The 23,539-nt window shown below is 68.1% G+C and carries 20 protein-coding genes and 1 tRNA gene; 8 read left to right on the top strand and 13 right to left on the bottom strand.

All coding sequences use genetic code 11. From position 1 onward, the window contains the following. Positions 1-148: 148 nt before the first annotated feature. Positions 149-6,844, bottom strand: coding sequence for a LamG domain-containing protein (locus tag AVR91_RS08245; protein WP_211282671.1), 6,696 nt, complete (start codon positions 6,842-6,844; stop codon positions 149-151). A gap of 1,592 nt (positions 6,845-8,436) precedes the next feature. After that, positions 8,437-8,510: transfer RNA gene (locus tag AVR91_RS08235), tRNA-Ile, on the bottom strand. Positions 8,511-8,733: 223 nt separating this feature from the next. Between AVR91_RS08235 and AVR91_RS43310 the strand changes: the two genes are divergently transcribed. Beyond that, on the top strand, positions 8,734-8,889 hold the full coding sequence (locus tag AVR91_RS43310; protein WP_170064543.1) for a hypothetical protein: 156 nt from the start codon (positions 8,734-8,736) through the stop codon (positions 8,887-8,889). A 25-nt stretch (positions 8,890-8,914) separates the two neighbouring features. Here the strand turns inward: AVR91_RS43310 and AVR91_RS08230 are convergent, their stop codons facing one another. The 8 genes from AVR91_RS08230 to AVR91_RS08195 all read right to left on the bottom strand — a co-directional run bounded on the left by AVR91_RS08230 (position 8,915) and on the right by AVR91_RS08195 (position 15,398). Beyond that, positions 8,915-9,436, bottom strand: a complete 522-nt coding sequence (locus AVR91_RS08230) for a hypothetical protein (RefSeq protein WP_063271633.1) — start codon at positions 9,434-9,436, stop codon at positions 8,915-8,917. A gap of 56 nt (positions 9,437-9,492) precedes the next feature. Then, the gene (locus tag AVR91_RS08225) at positions 9,493-10,224 is read right to left on the bottom strand and encodes a polyphosphate polymerase domain-containing protein (RefSeq protein WP_228709154.1); all 732 of its coding nucleotides are present in this window, start codon (positions 10,222-10,224) and stop codon (positions 9,493-9,495) included. A 29-nt stretch (positions 10,225-10,253) separates the two neighbouring features. Continuing rightward, positions 10,254-10,838, bottom strand: coding sequence for a DUF4956 domain-containing protein (locus tag AVR91_RS08220; RefSeq protein ID WP_016332552.1), 585 nt, complete (start codon positions 10,836-10,838; stop codon positions 10,254-10,256). 60 nt (positions 10,839-10,898) lie between these two features. After that, entirely contained in the window at positions 10,899-11,561 is a 663-nt protein-coding gene (locus AVR91_RS08215) for a response regulator transcription factor (RefSeq protein WP_063271635.1), read from the bottom strand. Then, entirely contained in the window at positions 11,558-12,949 is a 1,392-nt protein-coding gene (locus tag AVR91_RS08210) for a sensor histidine kinase (protein ID WP_063271636.1), read from the bottom strand. Before AVR91_RS08210 ends, AVR91_RS08215 begins: the two co-directional genes overlap by 4 nt. A 9-nt stretch (positions 12,950-12,958) precedes the next feature. Then, a complete protein-coding gene (locus AVR91_RS08205) occupies positions 12,959-13,219 on the bottom strand; it encodes a hypothetical protein (protein ID WP_063271637.1) in 261 nt (86 codons plus the stop codon). Between the two features lie 69 nt (positions 13,220-13,288). Beyond that, entirely contained in the window at positions 13,289-14,437 is a 1,149-nt protein-coding gene (locus AVR91_RS08200) for a N(5)-(carboxyethyl)ornithine synthase (protein WP_063271638.1), read from the bottom strand. Between the two features lie 142 nt (positions 14,438-14,579). Next, a complete protein-coding gene (locus AVR91_RS08195; RefSeq protein WP_063271639.1) occupies positions 14,580-15,398 on the bottom strand; it encodes an NAD(P)H-binding protein in 819 nt (272 codons plus the stop codon). Positions 15,399-15,535: 137 nt separating this feature from the next. On the opposite strand from AVR91_RS08195, the gene AVR91_RS08190 reads away from it, so the two are divergent. Continuing rightward, positions 15,536-16,681 carry a CaiB/BaiF CoA transferase family protein gene (locus tag AVR91_RS08190; protein ID WP_063271640.1) on the top strand — a complete coding sequence of 382 codons (1,146 nt, stop codon included), beginning with the start codon at positions 15,536-15,538 and terminating at the stop codon, positions 16,679-16,681. Positions 16,682-16,739: 58 nt separating this feature from the next. Continuing rightward, positions 16,740-17,903, top strand: a complete 1,164-nt coding sequence (locus AVR91_RS08185) for an FAD-dependent monooxygenase (RefSeq protein ID WP_063271641.1) — start codon at positions 16,740-16,742, stop codon at positions 17,901-17,903. Between the two features lies 1 nt (position 17,904). Here AVR91_RS08185 and AVR91_RS08180 read toward each other — a convergent pair whose 3' ends face one another. Continuing rightward, entirely contained in the window at positions 17,905-18,378 is a 474-nt protein-coding gene (locus tag AVR91_RS08180) for a MarR family winged helix-turn-helix transcriptional regulator (protein WP_063271642.1), read from the bottom strand. A gap of 77 nt (positions 18,379-18,455) precedes the next feature. Here AVR91_RS08180 and AVR91_RS08175 point away from each other — a divergent pair, with 77 nt between their 5' ends. The 5 genes from AVR91_RS08175 to AVR91_RS08155 all read left to right on the top strand — a co-directional run bounded on the left by AVR91_RS08175 (position 18,456) and on the right by AVR91_RS08155 (position 21,209). After that, entirely contained in the window at positions 18,456-19,229 is a 774-nt protein-coding gene (locus AVR91_RS08175) for an ABC transporter permease (RefSeq protein ID WP_063271643.1), read from the top strand. 148 nt (positions 19,230-19,377) lie between these two features. Continuing rightward, positions 19,378-19,959 (top strand): RNA polymerase sigma factor, encoded by a 582-nt coding sequence (locus AVR91_RS08170; RefSeq protein WP_063271644.1) that lies wholly within the window; start codon positions 19,378-19,380, stop codon positions 19,957-19,959. Continuing rightward, positions 19,950-20,516 carry a hypothetical protein gene (locus AVR91_RS08165; protein WP_063271645.1) on the top strand — a complete coding sequence of 189 codons (567 nt, stop codon included), beginning with the start codon at positions 19,950-19,952 and terminating at the stop codon, positions 20,514-20,516. The genes AVR91_RS08170 and AVR91_RS08165 overlap by 10 nt, the downstream gene beginning before the upstream one ends. Next, positions 20,506-20,907, top strand: a complete 402-nt coding sequence (locus tag AVR91_RS08160; protein ID WP_016332541.1) for an Asp23/Gls24 family envelope stress response protein — start codon at positions 20,506-20,508, stop codon at positions 20,905-20,907. Before AVR91_RS08165 ends, AVR91_RS08160 begins: the two co-directional genes overlap by 11 nt. Then, a complete protein-coding gene (locus AVR91_RS08155) occupies positions 20,904-21,209 on the top strand; it encodes a hypothetical protein (RefSeq protein ID WP_063271646.1) in 306 nt (101 codons plus the stop codon). The genes AVR91_RS08160 and AVR91_RS08155 overlap by 4 nt, the downstream gene beginning before the upstream one ends. Positions 21,210-21,268: 59 nt before the next feature. Here the strand turns inward: AVR91_RS08155 and AVR91_RS08150 are convergent, their stop codons facing one another. Then, a complete protein-coding gene (locus AVR91_RS08150; protein ID WP_076857285.1) occupies positions 21,269-21,748 on the bottom strand; it encodes a fasciclin domain-containing protein in 480 nt (159 codons plus the stop codon). 88 nt (positions 21,749-21,836) lie between these two features. Next, complete coding sequence (locus tag AVR91_RS08145; protein WP_076857283.1) at positions 21,837-23,387, bottom strand: molybdopterin-dependent oxidoreductase; 1,551 nt, start codon at positions 23,385-23,387, stop codon at positions 21,837-21,839. Positions 23,388-23,539 lie beyond the last annotated feature (152 nt).

Genomic DNA, 23,539 nt, shown 5'->3' with positions numbered 1-23,539 from the left:
CAGCGTGACCGTGAGGGTTCTCGAAGTGCGGCGTGTGGACGACCTTTGTCGCATCGGTTCTCCAGGCTGGACGTGGTGAGGCTTTGCCCGTGTTCTGGGAGCGCCTCAGTGGCTGTAAGTCGATCGGGTCACGGACTTGCCGGTGGGCCTACCCGCCGCCGGTTCCTGCCGGCGGTGCCGGTTCGCGCCCTCCGGTCGTTCCGCTGCCCGATGCGGCGAAGGCCGGCTCGACCTGGGGAAGTTTGGTGATGACGTAGCCAAGGAATCGGTCCTTGGGCAGGCCTTCGCAGTTGTCGTCGTCGCTGGTCATCGACTCGGTCCCGCTGCTGCCACATCGGTAGAGAGGTTTCGCGGTGGGGTCGTCGGGTTTCTGTGTCCAGAGATGGCCGATCGTTTCGAGGACTGTTTTGCCCTCGCAGGCGGTGTCGAGGGAGACGAACTGGTCCGTGTCGTTCACACACGCGGTGAAGGGCTGCGTACCTTGCTGCGGGATCAGAGGAACGTAGCCATGACGGAACTCCTGGTGATAGCCGGGCCGCGCTCCGTGCGTCGTACTGAGATGGTCATAGGCGTTCTCGTTGTAGTACCGCACGAATGGTGCGTAGGCGAGCGTGTACCCCAGCACGCCCAACCGGGTCGCGCCTTCGCAATTCTCGTCGCTACTGTCGAAGTGTTCCTCAGCCAAAGCACAACGATAGATCGCCATGGTGGGAAGGTTGCTCGGCTGGGCGGTGTATACCGATCCGATGTCACCGAGCTTGACGTGGCCATCACAGGCACTGTCCATTGAGGTGAAGAACTCTTCACCGTTTCGACAAGAATAGAGAACACGGGTATTGGAATGTGTCGCCGGCACCAGCATGCCGAGACTCTTCTCGAAGTGACTTCCGGCAGGCGGTGCCTCGCCGGTGTTCGCACTCCTCCGCTCGCCCGTTGCGTCGCGGAAGCGGCCGAACTGGCCGGCGTCCGGTGCGGGGAAGCTGCCGTAGGTTTTGATCGCTGCGTCGGAGGCCATGCCGTAGTGGGCGTAGACCTCGTCAATCATGCCGGGAAAGAACTCGGCTGCCTTGCCGTTGGTCTTGCCGCGGCCGATGGCGAAGGCCCCGTTCGCGTGCCAGAGGACGACACCGTCCTTCTTGCCCGCGAACTGTCCGTCGACATAGAGCCGCAGCTGGTGGGCCGCCTGGTCGTAAATCCCGGTGAGGTGTGTCCACCGGTTCACGACCGCGGGGTCGAACGAGCTGACGTAGGAGACCGGTGACGCGTCAACGTCCTGCGCGGTCGCGCCGAACGTCCACCGCCCGGCTTCAGGCCGGTACTGGAGGGTGAAGCCGCTCATCCGCGCGCCGTCCTGTGAGAGAACGGTCGCGACCTGATCGGTACGAGCGAGGTTGGCCCAGGCGGACACGGTGAAGCTGTCCTGCATGGCCAATCCCCGCTCCGGCGCGGTGGCCTGTCCGTCAGCGCCGTTCAGCTTGAGCGCGGTACCGCTCACACCTGGCGCGAAGGACGCGCCGCCGGTCAGGACGACGGCATTTCCGCGCCAGCTGTAGTCCTTACCGGTGCCGTTGTCGAACCGCCAGGCGCCGCCGTCACCCCGAGGGATGTCGTCGTGCACCTTGCGCACTTCGGCGTCGGTGAGTGCTCGCGAGAAGACCCGCGTGTCGTCGATTCCTTGCGGGAAGAAGCCGGCGTTCCCGCCGTTCCACCACGCTCTGCCGATCGAGAAGGCCCCGGCCGACGGAATCACCGTGACTCCCACCTGGACCGCGCTTTGCACACCATCGACGTACAGCTTCAGTTGCCGGAACTGAGCGTCATACACCACGGCCAGGTGCGTCCACTGGTACGCCTGGGGAGCCTGGCCGGCCCACAGCGCGACAATCGGGGGGTTGTCCTTGTCCTCGCTGGGTACGACGACACGCCACTTCTTCGCGCCCCCGTCGTATTGGACCTGGAACGCGCTGACCCGAGCACCGTCCTGCCCGAACACCGAGTAGTAGCCGCCGTCGGACTTCGTCAGTTGCACCCAGGCCGCGGCCGAGAAGCTCTTCGCCGTATCCAGCACCGGGCCAGCAGTCTGTGCATAGCCGGTGGTCCCGTCCAGACGCAACCCCGGCGTGTTCATCCCGCCGCCCCACCCAGCACCGTTCTTCAACGCCACGGTCGATCCACGACCGCTCGCGTCCATCGCCACCTGGCCGGCGTTCTCGTCGAACCGCCACTGCCCCGCATCCGCGACCGGCAACGTCGCTGTACCACCATCGGTGGCAGGATAGGACTTGTACAGGCCATTGACCCATTCCTTGTCCAGAGCAGTCGTGTAGAGGCGAACATCGTCGACCCTGCCGGTCCAGAACTGACTCGGCTTGCCCCCGGTCAGGCCGCGCCCAACCTGAGCGGCGCCCGACGCGTGCCAACTCGCGTTCAACGTTCCGTCCCCGACGCGCTTTCCGTTGACGTAGAGCCAGGTCTTCTTGGTCTGCCGGTCATAGGCGCCGGCAAGATGTACCCATGTGTTGATTTCGGCCGGCAATGTGGACACCGCCGCACTCGCGACCGGGGTATCCGTATCGGTCTCCGCCATCTCGAACACCCACTTGCCGCAGGCGTTGGGATTGTCGAAGACTCCGTCGAAGCAGGTCGCGTTCATCTCATCGGCGACATGCCCGAGCCGGAACTTGCTGGTTCGCTCGCCATCGATGCTCAGAGCCGTGAGCTTGGAGACGATGTCGGATTTGCGGTCCATGTAGACCCACGCCGACGCGCTGAAGCTGTCGTCGGTTCGCAGGTCGACACCCGTGGTTCCCACGGCACCGGTCTTGCCGTCGAACTGCACAGAGTTCCCGACCCGCCCGGGTGCGAACTGCGCGCCCGGCTCGAGTGTTCCGGTGCGGGCGCCGGTGGAGTCGGCGACCTTGGTGCCGCTGGATTCGTCGAGCTGCCAGTTGTGCACCAGGGTGAGGTCCTGGCCGGACATGGTGCGGATCTCGTCGGTGAACAGGGTGCGGCTGTAGACCTTGACGTCGTCTACCGCGCCACCGAACGCGTCCAGCCACGTGCCGTTCCACCTACCGCGGCCGATGTCGAACTCGGTGGTGGCGTTCCACCTGGCGGTGAAGTTCGCGGTCCCCGATAGCGTGCCGTTGACGTACAACTGCATCTCACCGGTGTTGCTGTCGTAGTTCGCGACGAGATGTGTCCAGACACCGGTCTGCACTGGCTGCGCGGAACGCGCCCGGACAACCTGGGCGGGGGCGGTGCTGTCGGGGCCGTGCATCGCGAACGCCCACCGGTCATCGGCGGCGCCGGTGTAACCGAGGTTGAACGCGGACACGTTCTGCCCGCTCTGACTCACCACAGCACCCCAGCCCGGGGTCTTGGTGGTCATCTTGACCCAGGCGGCGACGGAGAAGCTCATGCTGCTGTCGACCGGCGCGGGAGCGCTGACGTAGTCATCGACGCCGTCCAGATTCACCGCGAGATCCGTCGCATCGGGGTAACTGGTTTGCCCGGCGACCCACTGGGCACCGTTCTTCGCCGCGCCGTGCTTCGCCAAACCTGAGGTGTCCTGCGCGTCGCCGTCGAGTTTCCAGGTGGCGGCGGTGACGTTGTTCTGGGCGACGATGCCCTGGATCTCCGCGAGATCGAGCGTGCGGCTGTAGGCCCGGACCTCGTCGATGCCACCGGACCAGTACCCGAGCGGCGTCCCGTACTTCCCCCGCCCGATAGCGAACGGACCGGCCGCGTGCCACGGCGACGCCGGAGCCGGGACGCTCGCGACCTGCTTTCCGTTGACCATCAGCGTGAGGGTCTTGGCGGTCGCGTTGTACACACCGGCCAGATGCGTCCACGGCTCGGTCTGCACTGTGTTCGCCCCCGACCTGGCCTCTGCCGCCGTACCACCGGTGGCATCACCGGGATTCATGCCGAAGACCCAAGAACCGTTGTTCTGTTTCAGGTAGAAGCCACTCACCGCCGTGCCGTCCTGGGAAACCGCGGCCATGTCCCCGAGCTTGTCCGGCCTCACCCACGCGGTGACCGCAAAGTTCTGATCGGTCCGCACCACCGGCCCCGACGTGGCCGCGAAGCCCTTGACACCGTCGAACGTGGCCGCGCCGTTGACCGCTCCTTGGGGAACGAACCTCGCACCGGGCTGCAGGACAGCCATCTCACCGCCCGCGGCGGCATTGCGCGCGGTCGTCCCGTCCGCGTCATCCAGATTCCAGTAGCCCGCGGTGACGTTGTCCCGCGTGACCGCAGACTTGACCTCGGCGTCGGTCAGCACCCGGTCATACGTGCGGATCTCGTCGACCGCGCCGGCCAGGTAGTCCGACCCCGCGCTGTTCACGATCGCGCGCCCGACCGCGAACTCATGAGTCGCAGGCCAGGGGTTCGTCCACGGCGCACTGCCTTGGAGATCGCCGTTGACATACAACCGGATCTGCTGTGCGCCGGAGTCGTAGACACCGGCGAGATGAGTCCACGTGTTCGTCTGCGCAGCACTGATCGAGGACACCGTGGCCGGAGTCGACGCAGGGTCGTTCCCGGGCCGGAACTCCAACGCCCAGCGATCGGTCGCCGTGCCGGTGTGCCCGAGCTTCACCATCGCCGTCGTCGACGCGTTCTGGCTCAGCAACGTCGACCAGCCCGGCTTCTTCTCTCCGAGATTGACCCAGCCCGAGAACGAGAAACTCGGGTACGTGCTCGCCGAGATCGGCGCCGTCACGTAGTCGTCGACACCATCCAGCTTGAGACCCGAACCAGTACTTCCCGGCACGTAGACGGGGCCGCCGTGCAACGTCGCGTCGCGGAAGCCGAGGGTCGCGGTGTCCTTCGTGTTGCCTTCCAGGGACCATTGCGCCAACGGGCCGTTACCCGCCCGCACATAGAAATGGTGTACCTGAGTCGGGCTGGGATTCCCGGCACGGTCGACACTCTGCACGAACAGATCCCGCGGTCCGTCACCAGGCGGGGTCAGCTTCACATACGCCTTACCGCCAAGAGCGACCGCATCGACCTTCGTCGTGGGCGGATCGGTCCAGCCGTAGAGGTAGTGATCGACGTCCGGGACCGTGGTGGTCGCATCGCTGGCGTTGAACTCGAACACGTCCGGCACGCCGACACCACCGTGCCAAGCATTATCCGCTTTGTAGAGCGGCGCAGTCACAGTCGGCTTGATACCGATACCCGTCCGGTCGACGATGAACGGTCCCGGCCCGTTCCGGAAGGCACCACCGTCCGCGGAATCGTGCCCCCACACCGTCCAGGTGACACGCTGCCCGTTACGCGTCGTCAGATCGACATCGGTGCTGTGGTAGGCACCCGACGCTTGATAAATCACCGGAGCGCGCTGATCCGGAGCTCCGCCATAAATATTCCAGACCGGGCGGAGCTGGTCATTGGCATCCGGATCGGACAACCTGCTCAACAGCCTGATCGACTTACCACCGACATACGGCACACCGTCACACCACCTGCACGGCACGGGCAGCGGCGGATCGGTCTTCATGTCATACGGCGGGTTCGGCTTCGTGTTGTAGCGGATCTCCAGTTTCGTGTCGGGCACGGAATACCTGCGCCAGGCATCAGAGTCCGACTCCGACTCCGCCTGCAGGTAATAGGTGGTAGGCCCACTGGGGTTATAGTAGCCACCGACTCCGAAAGTGATCGCCTTGTAACCCTCACACGGCGATTTGTCGTCCGCCGGCACCAAGGTCGTGCCGATATCCCGCCCGCCGGGCTGGCTATTCCAGGTCAGATTCGACGATATATTACTCTGCGCAACGAAGAGTTTCTGATTTTTGAAGCTACAACTCGGCCGGTGCACCATGACCGTGTTGAACTTCACCGACGACACTTCTTTCCCAACAAGGAAAGACGTGTCGAACTGGAAGTACGTGCGCGCAAGGTCGATACTGCCGCATTCGCTCCACGTACATTTGCCGACCTTCGCCCACGCGTCCCCGTCACCAGTGCCGTTGACATAAGAGCCGTTGGGATAGCCGCGGAAGACCTTCGCCCACATGCTCTGTCCTGGCGTACGCATGTCCGGGTCGACCACCACCGGGTACCGCGTGCCCGGATCCGCCAACATCGCGGCATTTGGCGTCAACGTCATCGAAGAACGATCGACCTTGACCCCGACCGGAGTGCTCGTGCTTTCACGCCCCCTGGCGTCCCACATCGTCGCCGCCGGCGCGACGAAGACCGCCCGACCGTCGCCATCGACCGCGCGGACCCGTCCAGCGTCATCGGAGCTGAGCTCCACGCCCTCCGTCTCAAGCGCAAGCTTGATCGACGCCAACGCCGGATTACGTCCCGCCTCCGGAGTTTTGACCACGAAACGCTGGCTGTATCCCTCCGCCTCGGCCTGCATCTCCAGGTCGACACCAGGCAGCACCTCCCGATACCTCGCCGTGCTGCCCTCGAGCTCAGGCTTCGGCAACGCGCCAGGCCACCGCAACGCGAGACGCTTGCCCTCGCGCGAGAACTGGACCAGCGGCCCCTCGCTACCGGAGGAGAACGCCACGTCGGCCACAGCCGCTTTCGCCCTGATCGCGCCGCCCGGCACGGAGGTCAGCGCCGTATCGATCGGCACCCAACCGTCGCCCTTGCGGACCCGTACAGGCTGCGGCGACAACTGCGCGGTCAACGTCCCGTCAGGGTTCGCCAGCACCTTCTTCGCCTCAGCGGTCTGATCCGCGATTCCAACCGGGCTGCCCTGTAACCGCGCCGCCGCGAACGCGCTGGCGGCATCCGGCGCCTCCGCGACAGGAACGACCGGAGTCGGCAGTGAACTCTTCGGCGAGCTCGCCGTCACCACGACGACGCCGACGAGCATCAGGAACACCATGGGTAACGCGCGCAGCCTGAAACCACGCATCACTGACGGACGCACCATTGAAAAGGACCCCCTCGGCCCGGTCAGCACGCGTCCCCCGACGCCACGCGACCCACAAAGTCACCATGACTCTTCACGAAGAGTAACGAGCGAAGAAAGACTCCACCAGAGTGAACGATCAAGGTTTAGACCAGTCAGCATGTGACATGCACGACATGACGCCAGCTACCCTGTAATCACCATTGTCAGAATTTTTCCGACCGATCATTCGTCGCTAATCAGCGCAACAGGACATAGCAACCTCACCCGTCCAGCCGATGTTGGAACGGCTGCTCGACCGGCGCCGACCTGAATGGTTCACCGCCGGCGAGTCCTACGGCGACAACCCCGGCCTGTGGAGCTGGTGCGAGCAAGCCAGTCTCAACTACGTCATGGCCATCTCGTGCGACCGCCGCTTCGACGCCCCGGCTGGGACGACGGGCGCCGACGCATTCGCCGCCGCGGCACCGCGCAGGGCTGACAACGCCTCTCCGCCGGGATCAGCAGCAAAGGTCACCGGCTCCACGACTGGCTGTTGGTCGACCCGCCACCGCTGACGGGCATCAGCTGGTCCGCCGCTCGATCAGCAAACCCACCGAGCCGGCCTACTACATCTGCCACTCCACCTACCCCCGTGCCGGTCGCCAAGCTCGTCCGGGTCGCCGAATCTCGCTGGGTGGTCGAGGAAACGTTCCAGTTCGCCAGGAACGAGACCGGCCTGTACGGACCACTACCAGGTCCGCAAATACCACGCCTGGTACCAGCACATCACCCTGTCCATGCTCGCCGCCGCTCTCCTCGCCATCACCGCCCACGCCGAACCGGCCCGCACCGCAAAGGGGACACTCCGCCACCAGAACCCCTGATTCCCTTTACCCTGCAATGAAATCAGAAGACTCTGGACCACTCACACCGATCACCAGGAATTCACACGAATTCCCTGGGGCAAACCTGGGGCATAATGGCAGCCAGAACCGCAGCCAACAACGCCGAACGGCGGATAAGGGGCAGCCAATCACATCGACCAACCTGCGGTTTCTCCATAACCGCAGGTCAGAGGCACTGTCCAAACCAGACTGGCAGTGAGGGGGTCACGAGTGCTGTTCTTGCAGGTCAGGTGCTGTCGCTGACATCGCGCTAAAAGCATCCAAGACGGCACGCACAAAGTACTGATCGAGGTCTATCACTATTGGTTGCACATAGTCGGTAGACACTGCCAAAGGATCGGCGCGGTCAGTGTCGCCCCACTAAAACCGTGTACGTCACTGGCCTCCTGCTTGAGAACACGGATCACACCCAGCCGACTGCGACCACACCCAGCTTGTCCAGCTGTGGAAGCAAAGAACTCCGGACCTGCTGAAGTCCCCACCGCGACGGCTGTGGCGAGGAGGCAAAAGTTGCTACGCCACCAACCGGCTCCGCGGAGCACTTCGCCTGCTATTGGCACACCGGAGCAAACGGAGACATAACGGAGCCCAGTCGAAATTTACGCCGAGGCGAAATTGACATCGAAGGGCCAACATTCCTGCAGGTCAGCAGTGATGTTGATGTTGTGGGCCGGGTCGGGCTCGAACCGACGGCCAAGGGATTATGAGTCCCCTGCTCTAACCAACTGAGCTACCGGCCCCAACGGTGTCCTGACACCTCCGCGGGAGCCGTCCCCACCCGAACAGCGGGTTTGCGAACGCACAGAAGTCCCAGTTCGCTCCAAGCTATCACAGCGTTCACCTGCCGCGATCGCCTAGGCCGATCAGTTGGTTTCCGGCGCGGGGCAAAGCCGGCTCGTCTAGGTTTCAGGGGCCAGCGCCGGGCGGCATGCCGTCCGGGCCCCGTCGGGCAGGGAGGCGCTCGTGGCGAATCCGGTCGCCATCGGGCTCGGTGTCGTGGCGGTCATCGGCATCGTGTTGTCACTGAGGGCGAGCATCCGGGTACTGCGGCGAGCCGGTCTTCGGATCGACGCGATCCTGTCCGACGAGCTGGACGACCGGCCGCCGCGGCCCCGGTAGCCGATTACCGGTCCATTTTGGACGGTCAGCCGCCCAACCCCGAACCACCACCAGGTGGCGCGCCCGTCGTGGTCGTTCCAGGAGGCGTCGTGGTCGGCTGCTGTGTCGTGGTGGGCGGTCGCGTTGCCGAAGGCGTGGTCTGTGTGGTCGGAAGCTTCGTCGGAGTCGGACTGGTCGTCGCCGTCGCCCCGCCATAAGCCGCATAGCTGAACCAGATCGCCCCGCCCACCTTCGGCGTGGTCTGGTCGAACATCGCCCGCACCTTGAACGTGGTCGCCGTGTACGAGCCCTGCACCGTGTTCAGCATGTACCCGTTGAACTGTCCCGGCGTGTTCGCCGAGACGACCACCACCGCCGGAATCGCGCCCAGCGCGTGCTGCACGGTGCACATCCCGGCGCCGTCGGTCACGCACGACGTCTCCGCGGCCTGCACGCTCGGCGCCGGCGACGGGCCGACGGCGCCGGACGTCCCGGCGAACACCGTGCCTCCGGCCGCGGCGACGGCCAGCCCCGCCACGGCGAGCGCGGCCTTCTCCCTGGTCCTCATGTTCGTCCTCCTCGCTCAGAACCCGAAAGCAAGGGTCGGCGGCCGCGCCGAGAGCGTTACGCCACCCCGAGCCGTCGCAGCGCCGGACGCCATCGGTTCCCGCCGGTCGCCAGGCCCAGCGCCACCAGGCCCGCGCAGTACTTGCTCACCGACTGCTCCCGGATCCGCAGTTTCGCCAGCGCCTCGGTGACGCTGTTGCGCTCGGAAGCCGACTTCACCTCCAGCAGCACCAGGTCGTCCCCCGCCGCCAGGCTGCGCGGGCCGGAGCGCCAGACCAGCGACGTGTCACAGGTGATCCGCGTGTCGGCGGTGACGAGGGTGGTCCGCCGGTAGTCGGTGACCAGCGCGGGGAGCAGCGGCCGGGGCGCGGGGCGGCCGTAGGCGGCGGTGAGGGCGTCGTCGAGGAACGTCAGCGCCGGCGCGGTCAGGCCGTGCGCCGCCTCGGCCGGATGCGGGCGGCGGACCTTGACCGTTTCGTCCCGCCGTCCGCTGACCTTGAGCTCGCAGTAGGTGTCGGCCGAGTCGGTGTAGGTCCGCGTGCGGATCTTGAACCGGCGACGACGATCCTGCCGGTGCGCGCGGAAGATCGCCAGATCCGGCGTGTCGAAATAGGTCGACGAGTAGCCGAACACCCGTTGCCCTCCGATCTCCAGGCAGCGGAGCGACAGCACCTCGGTGACGGCAAGGAAGTCGTTGAGCGGCAGGACGTACTTGCGGTCCGTCCGGCTCATCAGCCCGCTGGTGGCGACGACTTCGGCCAACGACAGCGAAGGAAGCCTCTTCGCCACCGCGGCGACGGTGGCCGTCCCGCGCCCGCTCACCGGTGCCCCGCCGGGGCTCCGTGGACGACCGCGGCGGTGTCCGGCCGGAACCGGACGTCGACGACGGTGACCTCGCGGACATAGTCCACTTCGGACACACTGTGCCGCACGACCGTTCCGCCGAGCCGCGCGCGCAGTTCCATCAGCATCGTCTGCTCGTCGGGGTACACGGTGTCGAGCACGACCGTCCGCCGCTGCGGGCCGCGGGTGCGCGACGGGTGGTCGGCGACGTACATGACGGCCAGCAACAGCACATTGAAGACGGCGACGATCCGCCAGTCCGCGGACGGCAGCCCGTTCACCAGCCCGAGCACCAGCGCGACGAAGTAGTACGCGACCTCCTGCTGGCTGATCGAATCGGACCGTAGCCGGATGATCGACAGCACGCCGAAAAGGCCGAGCCCGAGCGCGCTCGCGGTCGACACGGACAGCAGCACGGCGACCGAAACGCAGACGCCGACGTTCAGCGCGAGGTAGGCGCACGCGAGGTCACCGCGGTGATGACGACGGGCGTAGATGCCGTAGGCGAGGATCACGGCGGCGACGAGGTCGACGGTGAGATGAAGCAGTGTCGTGGTCATGGAAACCACTGTGCGGCCCGAGAAAGAGACCGTCGTGAGATCCCGATGAGAACCGTCTCATCAGGACTCACCGAGCCGGTAGCCCATCCCCCGCACGGTTTCGATCCGCTCGGCGCCGATCTTCCCGCGCAGATAACGGATGTAGACGTCCACCACGTTCGAGCCGGGGTCGAAATCGAAACCCCAGACCCCACCGAGCAGTTGCTCGCGGGACAGCACCTGGCCGCGGTTGCGCAGCAACGTCTCCAGCAGCGCGAATTCGCGGGCGGTGAGGTCCTTCTCCTCCCCCGCCACCGAAACCCGCCGTGTACGCAGGTCGAGCGAGAGGTCCCCGGCACGCAGCACCGCCGGCTCGGCTTCGGGATTCCCCCGCAGCCGCAACCGGATCCGCGCCAGCAGTTCCTCGAACGCGAAGGGTTTGGCCAGGTAGTCGTCGGCGCCGCCGGACAGTCCGGCGACCCGGTCGACGACGCTGTCCCGCGCGGTCAGGATGATCACCGGTACCGTCCGGCCCGCCGCGCGCAGGGCCCGCAGCAGATCCGAGCCGTCGAGGTCCGGCAGACCGAGGTCGAGGACGACGAGGTCGTGCGCGCCGGTCAGCGCCTCGGTCAGCCCTTCGGAGCCGGTTTTGACCCAGCGGGTCGCGAAACCCTGCGCCCGCAGGCCTTTCTCGACGAAGGCACCGATCCTGGCGGAGTCCTCCACCACGAGCACACTGGTCACCGGTCCGCACCTTCCGCGACGGGGATCTCCATGGTGAACGTCGCGCCTTCGCCGGGCACGGTGTCGAGCAGCACCCGTCCGCCGTGCGCTTCGGCGATCGCGGCGACGATCGCGAGGCCGAGCCCGGCGCCGTCGTCGCCGCTGGAGTTGCTGCCGCGTTTGAACCGTTCGAAGATCCGGCTCCTCGAATCCGGCGGTACCCCCTCGCCGGTGTCGCGGACCCAGAGCCGCGCCGTCGTCGCCGTCACCTCGGAGCCGAGGGCGATCTCCTGGCCGGGCGAAGTGTGCCGGACGGCGTTGGAGACCAGCTGCAGCAAGGCCTGTGCGAGCCGTTGCCCGTCCGCGCGGACCTTCACCTCGGCCACCGCGTCGAGCCGCCAGACCCGGTCGGCCAGCGGACGGGATTTGGCCAGGGTCTCGACGGTGAGGTCGGCGAGATCGGTTTCACCGGGGGCGAGGAAGCCGGGGTTGCCGGATTTGGCGAGCACCAGCAGATCGTCCACGATCCGTTGCATCCGCCCGAGTTCGTCGAGGACCAGCCGCCGGGTGGCCGCGTTCTCCTCGGGATCTTCACCCATCAGCTCGATATGGCCGCGGACGATCGTGATCGGGGTGCGCAGTTCGTGCCCGGCGTCGTCGATGAAGTCGCGCTGCCCGGCGAAGGCGCTTTCGAGCCGGTCCAGCATCGTGTTGAAGGTGCGCCCGAGCGCGGCGACGTCGTCCGAACCCCGGACCTCGATCCGGCGGGAGAGGTCGGTTTCGCCGATCTGCTCGGCGGCCAGGCGCACCTCCCGCACCGGCGCGAGGATTCGGCCGGCGACCAGCCAGCCGATCAGCCCGGCGAGCACCAGCGCCGCCCCGGACATCGCGGCCATCACGCCGACGACGTCGTTGATCTCGCCCGCGGCGTGGTCGACGAACTCGACGATCACCAGTGCGCCGCGGCCCGGCGAGCCCTCGATGGTCACCGGGACGACGCCGTAGCGCGCGGACCCGACCGCGGTGGTGACCGTGCCGTACGCCGGGCTCGTGGCCCTGGAGAGTTCGGCGACGAATTTCGGATCGGTGTCGAGGCGGACCGGCGGCTCGATCGCGCTCCGCCTCGACGCGGCACCGTCGCTGATCGAGAAGAACGTCTCGTACTTCTCCGGCAGATTCCGTTCCAGGTGACGGCCGAGGACCGCCTCAACGGTGGCGGGCTGCCCGGCCGGGCGGGCGTCCGGTGACGCCAGGAAGGCACGGAGTTTGCCGGTCTCGTGCGCGATCTCGTTGTCGAGACGCTGGTCCAGCTGGTTGTGCAGGACGGTCCGGGTGGCCAGCAGCGACCCGGCGAGCGCGAGCAGCACGACCAGCAGGACCCACGCGAGGATCCGGGCGCGGGCGCTCATCGGCTCCGCTCAGTCGTCGAGGTCGAAGTGGTCATCGGCGTCATCAAGGTCATCATCGACGTCGTCGTCGTGCCCGGCCAGCCGGGGCGGGACGACGGCGGGCGGGGCCCCCGCTTCACCCGGGCCGGTGACGGCCTGCCCGGCCGGGGCGACGACCGCCGGGCCGAGGTCGGGCGGTGAGACCGCGGTGGCCGCGATGACGGCGAACGTGCCGGTGGCCGCCACCACGACGGCGGCGACCCCGGCCAGGACGATGATTCGGACTCGCATACCACCAAGGCTGCCCCGAACCGGTGAGTCACCGATGAGGGCTCGATGAGAACTTTCTCATCCGCGGGCTCACCGATGCTCGTGCGGATACTCCGGCGAGCGGTGCTGGAAGGCCAGGATGTCGGGATTCCGGATCGTGCCTTCGCTGATCTCGATCGCCCGGCTGAGCGTCGCGTCGGCCGCCCACGCGGAGCGCCCCGCCAGCACTCGCTCCAGATGCGGCAACAGGGCACCACTGATCTCCCACGTCGCCGAGTCCCAGAGGTAGGACGGGCTGTGGTCGACGGCGTAGTAGGTGAGTCCGCCGACCTCGAAGGTCGGCTCCGTGAACGTCGTCGGTTTGGCCCAGCTGAAGCCCATCGCCTCGTCACAGGAAACGTCGACGACGAGGCTCCCGCGCCGGAACGCGGCAAGGTCTTCCTCCACAAGGAAGGTCAACGGTGCCTTGGGGTCCTGCAGTACACAGTTGACGACGATGTCGTGCCCGGCGAGGAACCGGGCCAGCGGCACACGGCCGTCCTCCGTGATCGCGTGGCTGCGGCGGAGGTCCGCCGGGCCCTTCAGATCGTGGTCGAGGTGCACGATGTTCGCCGAATGGATGGGCGAACCGACCGCGGTGACGCCGCGGTGGGTGAGGACGTGCACGTCGTGGATTCCGTGCGCGTTCAACGCCGTCACCGAACCACGCGCGGTGGCGCCGAAACCGATCACGACGGCGCGGAGACGACGGCCGTAATCGCCCGTCGAACCGGCCAGCTGCAGCGCGTGCAGCACCGAGCAATATCCTGCCAATTCGTTGTTCTTGTGAAAGACGTGCAGATTGAAGGAACCGTCACGGCGCCAGTGGTTCATCGCTTCGAAGGCGATGAGGGTCAGCTTCCTGTCGATGGCCAGCTGGGTGAGTTCGTGGTCCTGGACGCAGTGCGGCCAGCCCCAAAGGGTCTGCCCCGGCCGGAGTTCGGCCAGGTCTCGCGCGAGCGGTTTGGCGAGGAGAATGACGTCGCAGTCCGCGGTCAGCTGTTCGCGGGAACGCATTCCCCCGACCAGGGGTGCGAGATCCGCGTCCGGGACGCCGAAACGTTCGCCGTAGCCGTTCTCGAGAAATATGCGCTTTCGGAGTCCGGGGTCGATCCGTTCGAGATGTCGCGGATGGATCGGAAGCCGCCACTCGTTTTCTTTTCGCGAGTGATGAATGACGCCGAGCGTGAGTTGGTCCACTTGGGGCCCCTTAATTAGGCCTGCAGTCTAAACGCAGGGGCCCCAACGCGGACTCGGGGCGTCCCGGTGTGCCCTCCTGGCCACCGGCCAGGGACGACGACCCGCCTCCAAGCAGATGGCGCGATCGCCGGTGTTCAAGTGGTCACTTGAACACCGCCGCGTTCCGCGCCGCCCATTCGGCGAAGGTACGTCCCGGCCGCCCGAGCACCTTTTCGACGTCGGGGCTGACCCGCAGTTCGTCCTCCGTGGGCGTGCCGAGGATCGAAAGCGTGGCCTCCACGACCACCGGCGGCATGAACTCCGACATCGCGGCGCGGGCCTCGGCTTCGCTCAGTTCGGTGAACCGCAGCGGCTCGCCCAGTGCCTCGCCGAGGTCCGCCGCCTGCCGCCGGGGCGAGATCGGCTCGGGTCCGGTGAGCACGTAGGTCCGGCCGTGGTGGCCGGGTTCGCGCAGCACGGCCGCCGCGACGTCGGCGATATCCGCCGGGTCGATGACGGGCAGGGCGACGTCGCCGAACGGCGCGGCGACCACCCGGCCGGCCCGGATCGCCGGTGCCCACTGGAAGGCGTTCGACGCGAAACCGCCCGGCCGCAGCACCGTCCACTCCGGACTCGACGCCTTGACCGCCTCTTCGAACGCGGGCGCGTGCCGCCCGGTCCCGACGCCTTGGGAAGACAGGAGCACGATCCCGGCTCCCCCGGCCGCCGCGACGATCTCCGCGACGTCGCCGCCGGCCGCCATGAATTCCCCTGAGGTCAACAGGAAAATCCGATCCGCGCCGTCGAAGACCTTCTTCAATCCGTCGGACCTGGCGAGGTCGGCCTGCACTGGGCGCACACCGTCGGGCACGTCCGCCGCCGAGATCCGGCGCGACACCGCCGTCACCTCTTCTCCCGCGGCGGCAAGGGTTTCCACCAGCAGCCGTCCCACGTTCCCGGTCGCTCCGGTCACCACGATCATGGTCTCTCCTCGATTCGCGTTGCGTTGACGCGACCGAAGCTACCTTCCCTCGGATAGTAGGTACCTAGAGGAAAGTATTGGGTTCGTGAGCGCGATCACAACTTCGAGGACGCCAGCGGCCGCCTAGGGTCGGGGCCATGTCCGAAACCGCACTCGGCCCGCTTCGCGTCCTCGACTTCTCGCGGGTGCTCGCCGGCCCGTTCGCCACCATGCTGCTGGCCGACCTCGGCGCGACGGTGATCAAGGTCGAGCGGCCGGGCACCGGCGACGACACCCGCAGCTGGGGCCCGCCCTACGACGCGGCCGGTCAGGCGACGTACTTCCAGTCGGTGAACCGGAACAAGACGAGTGTGGCGCTGGACCTCGGCGATCCGGACGATCTCGCCAAGGCCCGCGCGCTCGCGCTGGAGGCCGACGTCGTGGTCGAGAACTTCCGGCCCGGCGTGATGGAGCGCCTCGGCCTCGGCGCGGAGGTGCTGCTGGCGGCGAATCCCGGCCTCGTTCTCTGCTCCGTCACGGGTTTCGGTTCCGGCGGCGGTGCCGCGCTGCCCGGTTACGACCTGCTCATCCAGGCCGTCGGCGGGCTGATGAGCATCACCGGCGACCCGGACGGCGAGCCGCAGAAGGTCGGCGTCGCGCTCGTCGACGTGCTGGCCGGACTGTTCGCGAGCGTCGGCATCCTCGCCGCCCTGCGCCACCGCGACCGCACCGGGCAGGGGCAGCGCGTCGAGATCGACCTGCTGTCCAGCCTGCTCGCCGCCCTGGTCAACCAGGGCAGTGCCTACACCTCCGGCGGGACGGTCCCGGCGCGGATGGGCAACCGGCATCCCAGCATCGCCCCGTACGAACTCGTCCCCTGCGCCGATCACGAACTCGCGCTCGCCGTCGGCAACGACCGGCAGTTCGCGGCCTTGTGCGAGGTCATCGGCCTGCCGGACCTCGCGGAGGACAGCCGGTTCGCGACCAATCCGGCCCGGGTCGCGCACCGGACCGAACTGCGCGCACTGCTCGAAGACCACTTCGGCAAACGACCCGCGGCCGGCTGGGCGGCGGAGCTGAGCGCGGCAGGCGTGCCCGCCGGGGAGGTCAACGACGTCGCGGGCGCGTTCGCGCTGGCCGAACGGCTCGGCCTGAGCCCCACGGTCGATCTCCCGCGGCCCGACGGCACGTCCGTGCGGCTGACCCGTAACCCGATCGGGCTGTCGGCGACACCACCGCGCTACGAGACGGCGCCGCCGGAAGCGCCTGGGCAACTGACCCTTCCCCTGCCCGGCTGGAGCTGACGGACGGCGGTCAGCGGACTGTCAGCGCTTCGTCAACACCGGCCGCGAAGCTCCTGCCATGACGAACAGGACAGTCCTCATCTCCGGCGCGAGCATCGCCGGTCCCGCGCTCGCCTTCTGGCTCTCCCGCCAGGGTTACGCGGTCACCGTGGTCGAACGGTCGCGGGAACTCCGCAGCGGTGGCCAGGCGGTCGACTTCAAGGGCGCCACCCACCGCGCCGTGCTCGAGCGGATGGGCATCCTCGACGAGATCCACCGGCAGCAGACCGGCGGGCTCGACCAGACCATCGTCGACGCCGAGGGACGGCCGCTCGCCGTCCTGCCCGGTGAGTTCACCGGCGGCGACGTCGAGATCCGGCGCGGCGATCTGGCCCGGATCCTGTACGACCGGACCTCGGCGGACTGCGAGTACGTCTTCGGCGACTCGATCACCTCGCTGACCGAGACCCCCGACGGCGTCGATGTCACCTTCCAGCGTGAAGCCCCTCGGCGGTTCGACCTCGTCTTCGGCGCGGACGGCATCCACTCCACCGTGCGGCGGCTGGCGTTCGGCCCGGAAGCCGGCTACGTCGAGCACCTCGGCCACTACTACGCCCTCGTCGAGACCGACGAGACCGACGGCGGCCCGGCCGTGATGTACAACGAGCCCGGCCGGATGGCGGCCACCGGCGGGCCCAAGGCGAACGCGTTCTTCGTGTTCGCCTCGCCCGAGATCGACTACGACCGCTACGACACCGGCAGGCAGAAGGAGATCCTTGCCGCCGCGTTCGAGGGCGGCGGCTGGCGCCTGCCCGAGCTGATGGAGATGGTGAAGCGCGCGGACGACGTCTACCTGGACTCGATCGCCCGGGTCACGATGGACGGCTACTCCACCGGCCGCGTCGCGCTCCTCGGCGACGCGGCGTACGGCAACACGCTGGGCGGCTTCGGCACCGGGCTCGCCGTCGTGGCCGCGTACGTCATCGCGGGCGAACTCGCCGCCGCGGACGGCGACCACGAACTCGCCTTCCGCCGGTACGACGAGAAGTTCCTCGGCTACGCCAAGATCGCCCGCAACGCCAACGCCGGGCCGTTCCTCGCACCGCCGACCACCTTGCGGATCAAGCTGCGCGACCAGATGTTCAAGCGGCGCCTCCTGCTGCGCGGGATGCTGTGGGTGACCGACAAGTTCGCCACCGACATCACCCTCGACGAGTACCCCGCGCTCACCCGGCAGGGGTGATTCAGAGCGGTGGCGCGGCCCCGTGCCCGCGGCCTTCCCCGGCTCCGTGCTCGGCGACCTGGAGCAGCAGTCCCGCCGCCACCCGCACGATCTCCCGTTCCGCGGGGGTCAGCGTTTCGCCGAGGGCCCCGGCCAGCCAGCGGTTGCCGTCGCGGACGTGTGCGCGCAGGGCTTCGCGGCCGTCGTCGGTGATCGCGATCCGCTGGGCCCGCCGGTCGTGCTCGTCGGGACGCCGGACCACACGGCCTTCCGTTTCGAGCGCGTTCAGCACCCTGGTCAGGGACTGCGGCTGCAATCCCTCGATCGCGGCGAGCGCGCTGACGGTCGACGGCCCGCTGTGCCGCAGGTTCGCCAGCACCGACGCGGCCAGCCTGCTCAGGCTCCGGTCATCGCCGGGCTGCTCCGCCCGCAGGCGGGACGACAGCCGCGAAACGGCCCAGCGGACCGACTCGGCGACCTGCGTGGCTTCACTCATGATGCAACGCTAACACTTACCGATTCCACATCAAACTCGCTGAGCCGGGCGAATATAAGTAAGCGTAAGCTTCGCATATGACCCCGAGTCCGTGGCGCGTGTTCTGGGGGCTGCTGGAACACGATCTGCTCATCACCCGGAAGCAGCTCGGCGGAGTGCTGGCGCAGGTGCTCATGCAACCCCTGCTGATGCTCCTGGTGTTCGGAAAGGTCCTCGGCGCGCTCGGCTACACCCCACCCGGCTACGCGCGGCTGCTCCTGCCCGGGCTCGTCGCGCTGAACGCGTTCTTCGCCGCCGCCCAGAACGCGTCCTTCCCGCTGGCCATGGAGTTCGCCACCCGCACCATCGAGAACAGGCTGCGGGCACCCGTGCCGCTCGCCTGGATCGTCGTCGAGCGGATCTTCGCCGCGGCGTCGCGAGGTCTGGTCACGGCCGTGTTCATGGTCCCGGTCGGCGCGCTCGTACTCGGCGAACTGTCCTGGCGGCCGTCCGGTCTCCCGGCGGCGCTCGGGTACACCGTGCTCGGCGCGCTGGCGGGCGGCGCGGCCGGGGTGACGATCGGCTCACTCGTCTCCCCCGCCCGGATCGGGATCACCTTCTCCTTGGTGATGCCGCCGTTGCTGTTCACCGGCTCCGCCCAGTTCCCGTTCCCCGAACTCGCCGCCGTCCCCTGGTTCCGCGCCCTGTGCGCGCTGAACCCGATGACCTACGTCAGCGAAGGCCTGCGCGGCGCTTTGACCCCGGAGGTCGCCCATCTGCCCGCGTGGCTCTGCGTGCTCGCGCTGGTGCTCGCGTTGGTCGTGCTCACCCCCGCGGGTCTCCGTGCGTTCCGCCGCCGGGCGATCACCTGACTTCGCCGTGCGCGATCCGCCGTGCCGTGGTCGGCTGGATCGAGTTTCCCGCGTGACGTTTCCGGGGAAGCCGTGTCTTAACGGGTGACCACCTGCCCGGGTGGGGTGAAAGGAGCTTCGGCATGACGGCGCTGCACAGGTGCGCTCGATGACGGCTTCGGCGAGAACAGAGCCGCTCGCGGCCGGCGAAACGGTGCTGGACGACGCGACGCTGGTGGCGCGCGCCCGCGACGGCGAGATCCGCGCGTACGAGCAGCTCGTCCTGCGGTTCCAGGGGCCGATGTACCGGCTGGCGGTGCGGATGCTGGGGAACAAGGGCGACGCCGAGGACGTCGTCCAGGAAGTGTTCCTCGTCGCCTGGCGGCGGCTCGACCAGTTGCAGGAGGACGCGGCGTTCGTCGGCTGGCTGTACCGGATGACGACCAACCGGTGCCTGAACGTGATCCGCGCCAGGAAACCGGTGGCCGACGTCGAACTGGACCAGCAGGAGTCCACCGGTTCGGCGGGGCGGCCGGAGCGCGCGGCCGAGACGAGCGCGCAGATGACGGCGCTCACCGGCGCGCTGGACCAGCTGACCGCCGAGCAACGGGCCTGCTGGCTGTTGCGCGAGGTCCACGGTCGCTCCTACGAGGAGATCGCGAAGGCGATCGGGGCGACCACCACCGCGGTGCGCGGACGCATCGCGCGAGCACGAGCACAGTTGGCGGAGGTGATGGCGCCATGGCGATGAACCACGCGACCCGCGACTACCTGCTGCCGTGCGGCCGTGATGTGGAACAGGTCTGGGAAAGGCTCGACGAGGTCGACGCCGGCCGGGCGGACGCGCACGAACTCGACTGCCCGCACTGCCGGGCGACCCGCGAAAGCCTTCTGGTGCTGCGCGGGCTGACCAGGGAACTGGCCGAAGACGACGCCGAGCCGTCGCCGGACCTCACCAGCCGCATCATGTCCGCGATCCGCGCCGAGGTGCGGCGTCGCGATCTGGTGCCGCTGGCGAGCCCGGAGCCGGGCGAGGTCCAGGTGAGCGATCAGGCGGTCGCGGCCGTGCTGCGGTTCGCCGCGGACTCCGTCGACGGCGTCCGCGCGCGCCGCTGCCGGGTCCTGCCCGCACCGGACGTGACCGACCCGCTGGCCGTGAACGTGGAACTGAACCTGGCGATCGCGCATGATTTCGACGGTGACTCCCTGGACGTCGTCCGCGAGCGGGTCACCGCGGCGGCGGGCGCCAGGGTCGGCGTCCGCCTGGCCCGGCTCGATCTGGTGGTGGAGGACCTCTATGACGCGTGAGCAGGCCCCGGCCCGGCAACTGGTCGAGACGGTGATCGCCCCGCCGGTGATCGCGGCGGTCGCCGCGCACGCCGCGGCCCGGGTCCCCGGCGTGGTACGCCTGGAACCCGGGCTGCGCGGACTGGCCGGTTCGCTGACCAGGATCGCGCGGCAGCGGATCAAGGGCCTCGAACCGGCGCCCACGGAAGGGGTCCGCGCGTTCGTCGAGCACGACCCGCCGGACGTGCGGGTGGAGATCGACCTCTCGCTCTCCGGCCTGGACCAGGCCGCCGCGACCGCGCAGGCGGTGCAGCGGGCCGTGGGTAAAGCGGTCACCGAGGCGACCGGGCTCACCCCGTCGGCCGTCTCGGTGTCCATTTTGGACATCGAAATCCGTGGAGGACTGTTGTGACCGCACGATCCGAACTGACCGCTTCGCTGCTCAGCGCGCTTCGCGAGATACCGGGGCTGCGCGCGGCCACGCCGTCCACCACGGCCGCCGCGTCGGCGGTGCCGTGGGATCTCGACGTGATGGCCGTCGACATCTCCGAGAACGTCGTCGAGATCCGCGTGGTCGCGCTGGAGGTGCCGATCCCGCCGCTCACGGAGGTCGCCGGCGCCGCGTTGCGTGCCGTGCTGACCGGAACCCCTTGGGAGAACGCGAGTCTGCGGCTCGTGGTGACCGATGTGGACGCCGCCGCGCTCGTTCCCTGACACGAAGATCGCGGTGGCCGCGCCCGAAGGCGTGGCCACCGCGATCTCGGGGCGGGGACCTAGTTCTTGTTGGTGCCCGGGGTCAGCACCTTGTCGATGACGAAGACGGTGGCGTTCTTGGTCGGGATGTTGCCGCACAGCACCTTCGCGCCGTTGACGGTCATGTTCTCGCCGGAGCCCTCGATCTTGACCGGGCCGCCCGCGGTGTTCAGGCTCTCCACGGACTTGGCGGACTCCAGGCCCTTGGCGTCGTAACGCTTGCCGACGACGTGGTACTGCAGGATCGGCGCCAGCTGGTCCGGCTTGCCGGCGAGTTCGGTGAACTTGGCGTCACCCNNCGGGCCGAACACGTCGGCGTTGGTGGTGACCCCGTCACCGGAAGCGGCGCTCGACATCGGGGCCGACATCGACGAGGACGGGGCGGGCGCGGGGGCGCTGCTGGAGCTGCCGGACGAAGCGCTGTCGTTGCTGCTGCAGGCGGCCAGGGCCAGCGCGGTGACCGCGGTGAAACCGATTCCTGCGACGCGAAGCTTGCTCACGGAAAATCACTCCATTTTGTTTTCGGACTCTTACCGGGTATTCGGAACCACGACGAAATCGGATTGCCACCCATTCGAGTGACGCCGATCACCGTGCGGTGAAACTGATGACGTGCCGGCCGGTCGCCCCGTCGGGAACGGTTCCGGCGCGCGCGTCGGTCTGGGTGTAGCCGGATTTGTCGACCGCCCGGACGGTGACCTGGTGACTGCCCGCCGGAACGTCGAATTCGGTCCACCACATCCGCCAGGTGTTCACCCCCACCTCACGGGAAAGCGTTGCGGGCAACCAGCTTCCGTTCGCGCCGAGCCGGACTTCGACCCGCTCGATCCCGGTGTGCTGTGCCCATGCGACACCCGAAACCCGGACCTTGCCGGCGGGTACCGTTTCGAATCCTTTCGGACTGTCGATCCTGGACTGCGTTTTGATCGGGGCCTGCTCACCCCAGCCGCGTTCGAGCCAGTACGCACGGCGCGCTTTCCACGTCGTGATCTCCAGGTCCTTGACCCATTTCGTCGCCGAAACATAGCCGTAGAGACCGGGGATGACCATTCGCGCGGGAAAACCGTGTTCGACCGGCAGCGGTTCCCCGTTCATCCCGATCGCCAGCATCGCGCCCCGCTCCGGATCGAGCGCGGCGACGACCGGGCTGCCCGCGGTCCAGCCGTCGACGCTGGTGGAGAAGATCTGCTCGGCGCCGGGCAGGATCCCGGCCTCAAGCAGCAGGTCCCCGAGGTCCACGCCGATGAAGTTCGCCGTGGAGACGTAGTTCCCGCCGACCTCGTTGGACACGCAGGTCATGGTGATGGTGCGCTCGATCAGCGGCCTGCCGCGGATGTCGTCGTAGCTGAACCGTTTCTCCTCGCGCACCATGCCGTGCAGCCGGAGGCTCCAGTCCTCGGCCCGGACCTGCGGCACCGACAGCGCGGTGTCGACGCGGTAGAAGTCGCGGTTCGAGGTGAGGAACGTCGGCGTGCCGAGTTTCGCGAAATCCGCGTCGGCCGGAATGGGCGGCGCCGGCTCGGCGGGAACGAGCCGCCCGACGGCCGCCCGCGAGGACTCCGCGTCTCGCGTGCCGGCGAGGAGCTGGCCTCCGGCCCCCGCCGCCCCGGCGGCCACGACGGCACCGGCCCCGGCCAGCAGCACCGACCTGCGTGACGCGCCCGCGACTTCGGCCTGGGGCGTGGCCGAGGCCAGGCGATGCAGCCAGAAGAAGACGCCGACCCCGGCGATCAGGCTGGCCAGCGGCGCGAGCAGCGCGACCGCCGAGAGGTCAGGCCGCTGCGCCACCGCGAATCCGCCCAGCAGGCCGAAGGCGGCGATCAGCACGATGCCCGGAACGGGTGACCGGCGCGAGACGATCCCGGCCACGGCGGCGGCGAGCACCATCACCACGGCCATCCCGCCGAGCAGCACGAGCTTGTCGTAGACGCCGAAGGTGCGGACCGCGAAATCCTTCAGCCCGACCGGCGTCAGATCGATCGCCCCGTTGCCGACCGCGAGGTACGGCGAGGCGTTGGCGCTGATGAGCCCGGCCACCAGATGACCGGCCGCCAGTGCCGCGGCGAGGGCGACGACCCCGATCAGCGCGGCCCCGAAGACGGGGAGGCGTGGTTCCCGAGCGGTCCGCGAAGTCTCCATGCCGGGTATTCGAGGCGGCCGGCCCTGCGGACAGGTCGAGTGGGTCGTGAGTGGCGATCGGGGTTAGGGCGAACGGTGCCTTAAGTACCTACTGGATTTGGCTGTGGCTGATCGCGGGTCGGGTCCGTGAAGGCCTCCTTGCCTACCCTGAA

This window comes from Amycolatopsis keratiniphila subsp. keratiniphila (assembly GCF_001620365.2).
GTDB lineage: Bacteria > Actinomycetota > Actinomycetes > Mycobacteriales > Pseudonocardiaceae > Amycolatopsis > Amycolatopsis keratiniphila.
The sequence above is the reverse complement of the archived record's forward strand: the minus strand, read 5'-3'. Positions and strand labels throughout refer to the sequence as shown.